Raw genomic sequence first — 9,503 nt, forward strand, 5'->3', positions numbered from 1 at the left:
CGGTGGCCTTTTTTTTTGTGGTGTTTTCTAATTAGAGTTTTGGAGGGACTTTTTGCAGGCGATTTTTTTTAAATCAAATTCTTGACCCTATCTTTAATTTTGATTTCAAACCAAAATACCTTATGAAAAAGATTAAAACAGCCATTGTGGGAACAGGCTTTATCGGTCCTGCGCATTTGGAAGCATTGAGGAGATTGCCAAATATTGAAGTGACTGCATTGTGCGAAGTCAATATTGATTTGGCCAAAGAAAAAGCTGCTTTGCTGGGAATACCAAATGCCTTCACTTTTGAAGACATGCTCAATCAGGCTGACATTGATGTGGTTCATATCTGTACCCCAAACTTTCTCCATTTTTCACAATCCAAAGCAGCCTTGTTGGCAGGAAAGCATGTCGTATGCGAAAAACCACTTGCGACAAAAATTGAAGAGGCAGAAGAACTTGTGGCTTTGGCCAAAGAAAAAGGACTGGTTAATGCCGTACATTTTAACCTTCGCTATTATCCTCTAGTCAGGCAAATGAAAACCATGAGGGAAAACGGCGATTTGGGAGAAATTTACAGCACCATGGGTTCGTACCTTCAGGATTGGCTGTTTTTGCAGACTGATTATAACTGGAGATTGGAACCTGACAAATCAGGAGATTCCAGGGCTATCGCTGATATCGGTTCGCACCTTTTGGACATCACCGAATATGTGACAGGATTGAAAGTGACTGAAGTGATGGCGGATTTTTCCACTGTCCATAAAACGAGATTGAAGCCATTGAAACCTTTAGAAACCTATTCCGGGAAAATGCTTGACGCTTCTGATTATGCTGAAGTTCCGATCAATACCGAAGACCATGCGAGTGTTTTGTTAAGGTTTGACAATGGGAACAAAGGTTCGGTCACAGTCAGCCAAGTAAACGCAGGCAGAAAAAACAGGCTGAATATTGAGATCTCGGGTTCTAAGGCCAACTTTGAATGGTGTTCTGAAAGACCAAATGAGCTTTGGATAGGAAAAAGAGAAACTGCAAACCAGCATTTGATGAAAGATCCATCCTTGCTTACCCGAGAAGCATCCGGATTGGTGAGCTTTCCCGGAGGCCATAATGAAGGTTTTCCTGACACATCCAAGCAGATGTTCAAAGAAGTATATGCGGCTGTCAGAGAAGGAAAACAGCCGGATAAACCTAGTTTCCCAACATTTGAGGATGGTCTGAGGGAACTTTTGATCTGTGAGAGAATCATTGAAAGCCATAAAAAGCAGGCCTGGGTTAAGATTTAACAAAATATTAACAACCAAAATAGGACTGCATAAGTTAAAACATCAAAGATTTTATAAAACCCAAACCATGAAAAAAATGAATTTGAAAAGATTTGGCTTATTGACCATGTTGCTTGCAATGGTATCCATAGTAGCCTTTGCACAAGAAAAAGCAAGTCCTGCCAAAACTGCGGAAGGAACAATAAAAGGTTCTAAGATAACCATCAACTACAGCAGTCCTGCGGTAAAAGGCAGGGTAATCTGGGGAGATTTGGTTCCATTGGGTCAAGTTTGGAGAGCAGGTGCTGACGATGCTACCACTTTTGAAACGTCCAAAGACATCAAAATCCAAGGACAGACGCTTCCTGCAGGAAAGTATTCATTCTTCATTATCCCCGGTGAGACGAGTTCTACCTTTATTTTCAACAAGGAAGCCAAGCAATGGGGAGCTTACAAATATGACCAAAGCAAAGATGCTTTGAGAGTAGAAGTTCCGTCTATACAAACAAGCACCCTGGAAGAAAGATTGGTGTATGAAGTGAAATCTGACAGTTTTGAAATCAGGTGGGAATATGGCAAAGCTTCGGCCAAGATTGAATAGATAATAATTCCATTTGTCAAGCGATACCGCTGCATGTGAACCTCCCGTTCTACATCCAGCGGTATTTTTTTTACCTTTGGTTCAAAATCTGAACTTTGAACTTCGACTACCATACCATTGACCTTCCCATCAAGGATATTATTCCTGAAGTAAAATCACTCCTTGAATCCAACAACACCCTGATAGTCAATGCCCCTCCTGGAGCAGGGAAAAGCACACTTTTGCCTTTGGCATTGCTTGAGGAACGTTTTTTGGCAGGGAAGAAAATTTTAATGCTAGAACCTAGGCGACTTGCTGCCAAAACAATAGCCTGGCGCATGTCAGACCTGATCGGCGAAAAAGTTGGTGACACCATTGGCTTTCGAATCAGGTTTGAAAACATGGTAACATCCAAAACAAGGATTGAGGTGGTCACAGAAGGGATTTTGACAAGGATGTTGCATTCCGACAGTACCTTGGAAGAAGTCGGAATGGTGATTTTTGATGAATTTCATGAGAGGAACATCCATGCAGATGTGGCCATGGCGCTTTGCCGTGAAGTGCAGCAAATCCTTAGACCTGATCTAAGAATACTAGTCATGTCGGCAACATTGGATATGCCGCAATTGACAACTTTACTACAAGCACCTGCTGTCAAAAGTGAAGGCAAATCCTTTCCTGTGGCGCAGCATTTTGTAGGGGATTTTGACTTGAGTATTTTGCCTGAAATGGTCTCCAAAACCGTCATTGAAGCCACATTGAAGCACACCGGGGACATTCTTGTTTTTTTGCCCGGACAGGGGGAAATCAAAAAAACCGAAGCAATATTGAAAAGACAACTTCCGGATTTTTCAATTCACCCATTGTATGGCCTGCTGAGTCCCCAAGCCCAACATCAGGCCATTTTTCCCAACAAATACGGAAAGAGAAAAGTGGTATTGGCGACCTCTATTGCGGAAACAAGTTTGACGATAGAAGGCATTGAGACCGTTGTCGACTCGGGATATGGCCGTACTTCCAAATTCAATCCCAGGACCGGGCTTTCAAAGTTGGAAACCATCAGGATTTCCAAAGACTCCGCAGACCAAAGGTCAGGAAGAGCGGGAAGGCTTGGACCGGGAGTTTGCTACCGGATGTGGTCGCGGCATACCCATGCACAGATGGCGGACTTCAGGACACCGGAGATTTTAGAAGCGGATTTGGCTTTTTTGGTTTTGGATATGGTCCAATGGGGAACGAAAGATATACAGCAACTTACTTGGCTGACTCCTCCCCCTTCCGGACATATTTCCCAAGCTTATGAGCTGCTCCATGAAATCAATGCCATGGAATCAGGCAAAATCACTGCCCACGGGCAAAAAATCCATGCCATTCCTGCCCATCCCCGTATAGCCCATATGTTGCTTATGGCTGAGAAAATCGGCAAAAGCGGTTTGGCTACGGATATAGCAGCTTTATTGGAAGAAAGGGATCCTTTAGAGGCTGATGCAGGGGTGGATATCAACCTGAGGTTGGAAGCTATGAGAAGAGCAAGGCGGGAATCGCTTTCTGTCAAAGGAATCAATAAGATCGAAAAGGTGGCGAAACAATACCGCAAAATGCTGCAGATTGAACCCGAAAATGGATTTGTAGATCCATTTGAAACAGGATTGTTGATCGCCTATGCCTATCCCGAGAGGATTGCATGCTCGAGACCGGGAAACAATGCCCAATTCCAGTTGGCAAATGGGAAGATTGTGATGATGGGACACAGGGACGACCTCGCCCATGAATCATGGCTAGCTGTGTCTCACGTGGATGCAAGAGATGGTGTCGGCAAAATATTCATGGCTTCTCCATTGAACCCTAAGGATCTGATTTCTATGGTGAAAGAGAAAAAAGTCATCAAGTGGGACAAAAGAAACGGTGAATTGGTTGCTGTCAAAAACCTCTGCCTAGGTTCCATCATCCTGAAATCAAGTCCATTAACAAACCTTTCCGAAACAGAAAGGGCAGCTGCAATCCTTGAGGCCATCCGCTCCGAAGGAGAGAGCTTGCTTGATTTCAGTGAAGAAACCCTTCAACTCCAAAATCGGGTCAACTCCCTCAGGGTTTGGAATCCTGATCAAATTTGGCCTGATTTTACCATTTCCTCACTTTTGGAGAATGCAGACAAATGGCTTTCTCCCTACCTTATTGGGGTCAAAAGGGAGGAAGATCTCCTCAGGTTAAATATGAAGGAGATCCTGCTTAACAGCCTGAACTTTGATCAGCAAAAACTTTTGCAGGCTTTGGCACCGGAAAAAATAGCTATTCCCAGTGGAAGCATGATCGCCATTCATTATTCCGGTCATGGTGAGGCGCCTGTCCTGGCGGTGAGGCTTCAGGAAGTATTTGGATGGCTCGATACACCCAAGATCAATGAGGGTAAAATCCCGCTGCTGCTACACCTTTTATCACCGGGATTCAAACCTGTACAAGTGACGTCAGACTTGAGGAGTTTTTGGATGAATGCCTATTTTGAAGTGAAAAAAGAAATGAAAAGGAGGTATCCCAAACATTCATGGCCCGATGAACCTTTGCAGGCTGAGGCGGTACGGGGTGTAAAGCGGAAATAAGCTTTAAGCTTCAATTTAAATTCTTTTCAAAGTCAACCGCATTTATTGCAAATGCGATGATTTAATTTATCAAAAAAGACTTATCCTTTCCTTTTCATTTGGGCAAAAATGCCTAACTGCCTATTTTACTTTGTTTTTTCAGTTTATTGGTTCAAATCCATTGGCTTTAAACCAGTTTGTTCCAAATCAATTTCGGTAATAATTCTTTGAGACGTAACTTGGTTTGGGTAAGTTGGAAATAAAACAATGTAGACATGAAGTCATTCCTCACAGGAGCATCAGGGTATTTGGGCCAAAGATTGGCCATGAAACTTGCAGAAAACGGGGAGACAGTCCATGCTTTGATCCGAAATCCCGATGCTGTCAAGACCTTGGCACATCCCAATATCAAGGTGTTTTTTGGAGATGTTTTGGATAAAGAGGCTATTGCAAAAGGCATGGAAGGTTGTGATACAGTTTTTCATGTGGCAGCATTGGCGAGGGTTTGGTCAAAGGATTCAGATGATTTTTATAGGGTCAATGTGGATGGGACGGTCAATGTGATCGGGGCGGCCAAAGAATTGGGTATTTCAAAATTTATCCTGACAAGCTCTACAGGTACCATCGGACCATCTTTGAAGCTTCCCAACAATGAAGAAACCCCGAGATGGAGCAGTTTCAACAATGATTATGAAATCAGCAAATCTTTGGCAGAAAAGGAGTTGCTGAAATCTGTGGCGAACGGTTTTCCGGGTTTGATTGTAATGCCCTCCCGGATTTTTGGGCCGGGTATCGCATCGCCTAGCTCCGGTGTCAACAGGATAATCATCGGGTTCATGAAAAAGGGCTTTGCTGTCATCCCAAAGCAAAGTGAGGTAATCGGCAATTACGGCTTTATTGAGGATATCGTCATGGGACATATTTTAGCCAGAGACAAAGGAGTCATTGGAGAAAAATATATTCTCGGCGGAGAGAATAAGACCTTGGGGGAATTGTTTGAGGCAATTAAAAACGGGGTAAACAAAAATGGTTGGATTCTGAAAATCCCTTTGTGGCCCCTGTCCTATTTTTCCCAGTTTTCCAAATTCTTGGCAGAGCGGTTTGGCTTGGAGCCCAAAATCACTCCTGATCTTGTTAAGCGGTTGACCCAAAACTCCGCATTTGACTGTTCCAAGGCGGTTTCCCAACTCGGATATCAGATAACTCCTTTTGAGGAGGCGATCGAAATTACCATCCGGTTTTTAACCCAATCTGAAAAGCCATGAAACATTTTGTTTTGATTACAGGAGCTAGTGAAGGATTGGGAAAATCCTTTGCCATAGAAGCGGCCAAAAAAGGCATGGATCTTTTTTTGGTCTCCCTACCAAGTACAGGACTACCCGGCTTGTGTGGCCTTATCCGGTCAAATTTCGATGTGTTGGTGGATTTTCTTGAACTTGATCTTTGCAGTGAGCAAAGCTGTATCCAGTTGATTGCGTATGTCAAATCCAACAATTACCCGATTTCTTTTCTTATCAATAATGCCGGTGTCGGTGGTAATTACAGGTTTTCCGATGAAAATTTTTCCACCTTCGACAAGATGATTCAGCTGAATATCAAAGCGTTTATCATGATTACCCATGGGCTGTTGGATGTACTCCAATCACAGGAAAGTGCCTTTATACTCAATGTGAGTTCGATGATAGCCTATTATGAAGGTCCTTTTAAACAGGTGTACGGTGCGACAAAATCCTTTATCTATTACTTTTCAAACAGTCTGCGGCAAGAATTGAAAAACACCCATGTCCACATATGCGTGCTGACGCCTGCGGGCATCAAAACCAATATCAATCAGTTTAGGATATGTCACTATTTAGGTATGTTTTCAAAATTGAGTTATCTGGAACCGGAATATGTGGCAGGAATGGCCATTGAAAAATGCCTCCAAAAGGAAAATAAAATCATTCCCGGGAAATTATCCCGGCTGATCTTCTTGTTTTCTGCCTTATTGCCTCATTTTATCAAAGAAAAACTGATGCAAAATACCAACACTGAGATTTTTAATGCTCAAAATTCTTTTAAGAGGATTTGAGCAGCATGTCCGGTGTAGTCCCCTATTTTGCCCGAAGAATCAAGGTAGGAATCAGGAATCCTGATTATCTAAGAAAAGCCAAAAATATCTGCTACCCCGCTTTTAGTTGCGGAGAAAGACAATTGGACTTTCAATCAGGTTTATTTAAGAAAAAGGTAAAGAAAGTATAAATGAAAAAATAACTGAGTTCTGACCTTAAAGTCAGAACAGCCGGTGAGAACCAAATTCGAAGACTTGTTAATTATAAGTTGTCCAAATATCCCAACAGGTTCAGAAAGCAAGCAACAGAGAAAGGAGTGACCTGCATCTCATCCATTTTGGCCAAGTAGATATCACGTACCTCTTTGTATTTGCTTGGGTTGTACAATTTGGCCAAAGCAATGCCGCGGGATGACCTATAGGTAAAATTCTGGGTCACAATGTTTCTGTCCGGATCTTCATTGAAGAACCTTTCAAGCTTGATGCCCTTAGAATAATGGTCCATCCAAGGAAATCCGTCTTTGACCAGAAACCCCTCCACTTTCTCAATAACCCCATTGATCTCCATGTCATTTTCCAGGAAATACCTTTTTGGCATATTCGGATCAATCTTGTCCAAGGTTTCTACCAAAGTGATGCTTCGGTCCTTGTAATCCCCAAGCGTCGGCAAAAATTTGTGAATGATGGATTCTACCAAATCAAACCTCAATCCAAGATGGTATTCCAGGTAAGAAGCATCATTGAAATGGGTGTGGTGGAAGAAAATAATTTGTTTGCCTTGGGTTATTGTTTTGGAATAGTGAAGCTGTTTCTTTTCTAAGCTGAAACCAAAGTCAGCCAGAAATTCCTCATGCAACAATATCATTTCTTTAATTTTCATGGATTATTCCAATTTTATATTTGATATAACGATTATCGAAATCTTTTATTATAACCTTTTCTATAATATTTATGTTTCAGATCGCAGGTGTTTTGTTCACTTTCAACCTAATGCAGGTATGGTTATAACCTCCATTCGAACATTGAAATGAAATACTATTCCTATTTTTACGTGAAATGAAACTTGGTTTACAATCCTTACCTTCGACCAAAACGTAACGATCGTATTTTTTATGTATGTAAGATACAAATATTAGACCATTTCTACTCTTCCTATTAAAAAAAATTATGGATTGGATAAATATAAGTGAAGAATCAGTAAATAAACTACTCTTTTTGTGGGCAAAGTCTCCCATTAATTTGGCATATGATGCGGATAAAAAAATAATATTGGTGAATCAACCCAATCAAGCTAAAGAATATAGAATAAGGCATTCCATTCAAAGTTACTTTTCGGAATCGGACAATTCCCTTCAAAAACTTGATTTTCAAAACCAAGTCATTGTCTCCATCAAATCCGGGATGGCGGTGACTGCCTTGTATGAAAACGGGCATTTGGCAGATCATAAAGTCTTTCGGGCGTATATGGTCCGGAAGAAACAGGGAAAAAGTCAAATCAAACATTTGAAGACCAAAGGCAAATCAAGGGCCGGTTCGAGGGTGAGGCTGCAGGAGACTTTAGAGTTTTTCGAAAACATCAATGAACGGCTGGAATCCTATTTTGTGGAAAAACGGATTGACCTGATTGCGTTTTCGTGTTCCTCTACGCTTCTCCCCTATTTTTTCAACAGTAAAAAAGCTACTCCTTTTGAGAAATCGGATGTGAGGATTTTTAAAATCCCGGTTCATGTTCCTTCGGCTACTTTTGAAAATATGGAAAAGACGTATCGGTCGATTTCCCAAACCAAAATCTGGGTAGATGAAGGCAATCGGGAGTTTTTACAAGCCTACCTTTCCCAAAACCAAACTGAAGGGGATTCAAGGCAAGACAACGATGACGATTGGTAGTACCTATCTTTCAAATTCTTGGAACAGTTATTGGTTCATATAACTGCAGCTTAACCCAAGGATATGTATAAAACGATTCTAGCCCTCTTCCTTTTCACTCTTTGTTTTTCTATTCCACAAGTTTTTGCCCAAAGGTATGGCAACGCTTTGGGTTTAAGGATGGGGAGCAATGATTTTAGCCGAACGGTTGGACTGACTGCACAGCAGCGGGTTTTTAAGCATGTGACCTTAGAAGGCATAGTCCAATCTGATTTTGACAGAAACACCACATTTCACCTCTTGGTAGAAAGACACAGGCCTATTCTTTCCAAGCGGTTTAACTATTACCTGGGTGCGGGAATATCTTCGGGTTGGGAGGAAAGTTTTGTCAAAGTCCCTGAAACCAACCAAATCATCCATACTTATGGCAATCCAACCACCGGGGTAGACCTTATCGGAGGGATTGAGATGACTGTGGCCAATACGGTGATTTCTTTGGATTACAAACCCAACATGAACCTTTCCGGAAGGGAGGAATTTTTCCGTGGACAGGTTGGAATATCTGCAAGGATGGTTTTGGTCAAAGGCAAAGAACAGGATAAAAAAAGAAGGAAGAGGGAAAGAGAGCGGAGGAAAGGTAAAGGGAGGAAGTAAAAGTCACAGTGGGTAGGTTGTAATTGTTGTCTGTTTCGCGTTGTCAGGTTGTCAGCTTCGCGTTGTCGGGTTGGGAAAGTTGTAATTGTTGTAGTGGTTCTAATTGTTCTAGTGGTTGTGCGGGAGACAAGTCTGGGATCTTGTGTCTTATGTCTTGTGTCATTTTGGTTGTCTGCTTCGCGTTGTCGGGTTCTCAGGTTGTCGAGTTTTATGATTGGTTAGAAAACCCCGAAGGGGTGAAATGTTTATAGAAAAAATGTGAAATGAATTGGGTTTGGTTTTGGCTAATTTGATGGTCGAGAGTAAAAAAGACTCCCCGCCAAAACATTTAAAGTTGTTTTTTACCCACAGATTAAAAGGATGAAGCATATTCCTTTTGTCACTTTTTGTCTTACCACAAAAAGTAACCAAAAAAGGCAAGCGAAATAATCCTTCCCCCCACTAGGCCATCGCCGGCCCGGAATTTCGCCTCCCCACGCACAGCGGTTTCAATTGAGACTTTGTCGAAAATGTTGAAGGTTGGGGAGAAT

General features: G+C 41.9%; 8 protein-coding genes. 7 read left to right on the top strand and 1 reads right to left on the bottom strand.

Translation table 11 applies throughout. The features are described from left to right. The first annotated feature begins 122 nt into the window (after positions 1–122). The 5 genes from NU887_RS11670 to NU887_RS11690 all read left to right on the top strand — a co-directional run bounded on the left by NU887_RS11670 (position 123) and on the right by NU887_RS11690 (position 6,474). Complete coding sequence (locus NU887_RS11670) at positions 123–1,268, top strand: Gfo/Idh/MocA family protein (protein ID WP_258423554.1); 1,146 nt, start codon at positions 123–125, stop codon at positions 1,266–1,268. Between the two features lie 67 nt (positions 1,269–1,335). Beyond that, complete coding sequence (locus NU887_RS11675; RefSeq protein ID WP_258423555.1) at positions 1,336–1,848, top strand: DUF2911 domain-containing protein; 513 nt, start codon at positions 1,336–1,338, stop codon at positions 1,846–1,848. A gap of 95 nt (positions 1,849–1,943) precedes the next feature. Then, a complete protein-coding gene (hrpB, locus tag NU887_RS11680) occupies positions 1,944–4,424 on the top strand; it encodes an ATP-dependent helicase HrpB (protein WP_258423556.1) in 2,481 nt (826 codons plus the stop codon). 254 nt (positions 4,425–4,678) lie between these two features. Continuing rightward, a complete protein-coding gene (locus NU887_RS11685) occupies positions 4,679–5,668 on the top strand; it encodes an NAD-dependent epimerase/dehydratase family protein (RefSeq protein WP_258423558.1) in 990 nt (329 codons plus the stop codon). Beyond that, positions 5,665–6,474, top strand: coding sequence for an SDR family NAD(P)-dependent oxidoreductase (locus NU887_RS11690; RefSeq protein WP_258423559.1), 810 nt, complete (start codon positions 5,665–5,667; stop codon positions 6,472–6,474). Before NU887_RS11685 ends, NU887_RS11690 begins: the two co-directional genes overlap by 4 nt. A 241-nt stretch (positions 6,475–6,715) precedes the next feature. On the opposite strand, the gene NU887_RS11695 is transcribed toward NU887_RS11690, so the two are convergent. Beyond that, positions 6,716–7,333 (bottom strand): hypothetical protein, encoded by a 618-nt coding sequence (locus NU887_RS11695; RefSeq protein WP_258423560.1) that lies wholly within the window; start codon positions 7,331–7,333, stop codon positions 6,716–6,718. Positions 7,334–7,620: 287 nt separating this feature from the next. On the opposite strand from NU887_RS11695, the gene NU887_RS11700 reads away from it, so the two are divergent. Then, positions 7,621–8,340 (top strand): hypothetical protein, encoded by a 720-nt coding sequence (locus NU887_RS11700; protein WP_258423561.1) that lies wholly within the window; start codon positions 7,621–7,623, stop codon positions 8,338–8,340. Between the two features lie 63 nt (positions 8,341–8,403). Next, on the top strand, positions 8,404–8,973 hold the full coding sequence (locus NU887_RS11705; RefSeq protein ID WP_258423562.1) for a hypothetical protein: 570 nt from the start codon (positions 8,404–8,406) through the stop codon (positions 8,971–8,973). Positions 8,974–9,503: the final 530 nt, after the last annotated feature.

The sequence above is a fragment of the Aquiflexum gelatinilyticum genome (assembly GCF_024741135.1).
In the GTDB taxonomy this organism is placed as follows: domain Bacteria; phylum Bacteroidota; class Bacteroidia; order Cytophagales; family Cyclobacteriaceae; genus Cognataquiflexum; species Cognataquiflexum gelatinilyticum.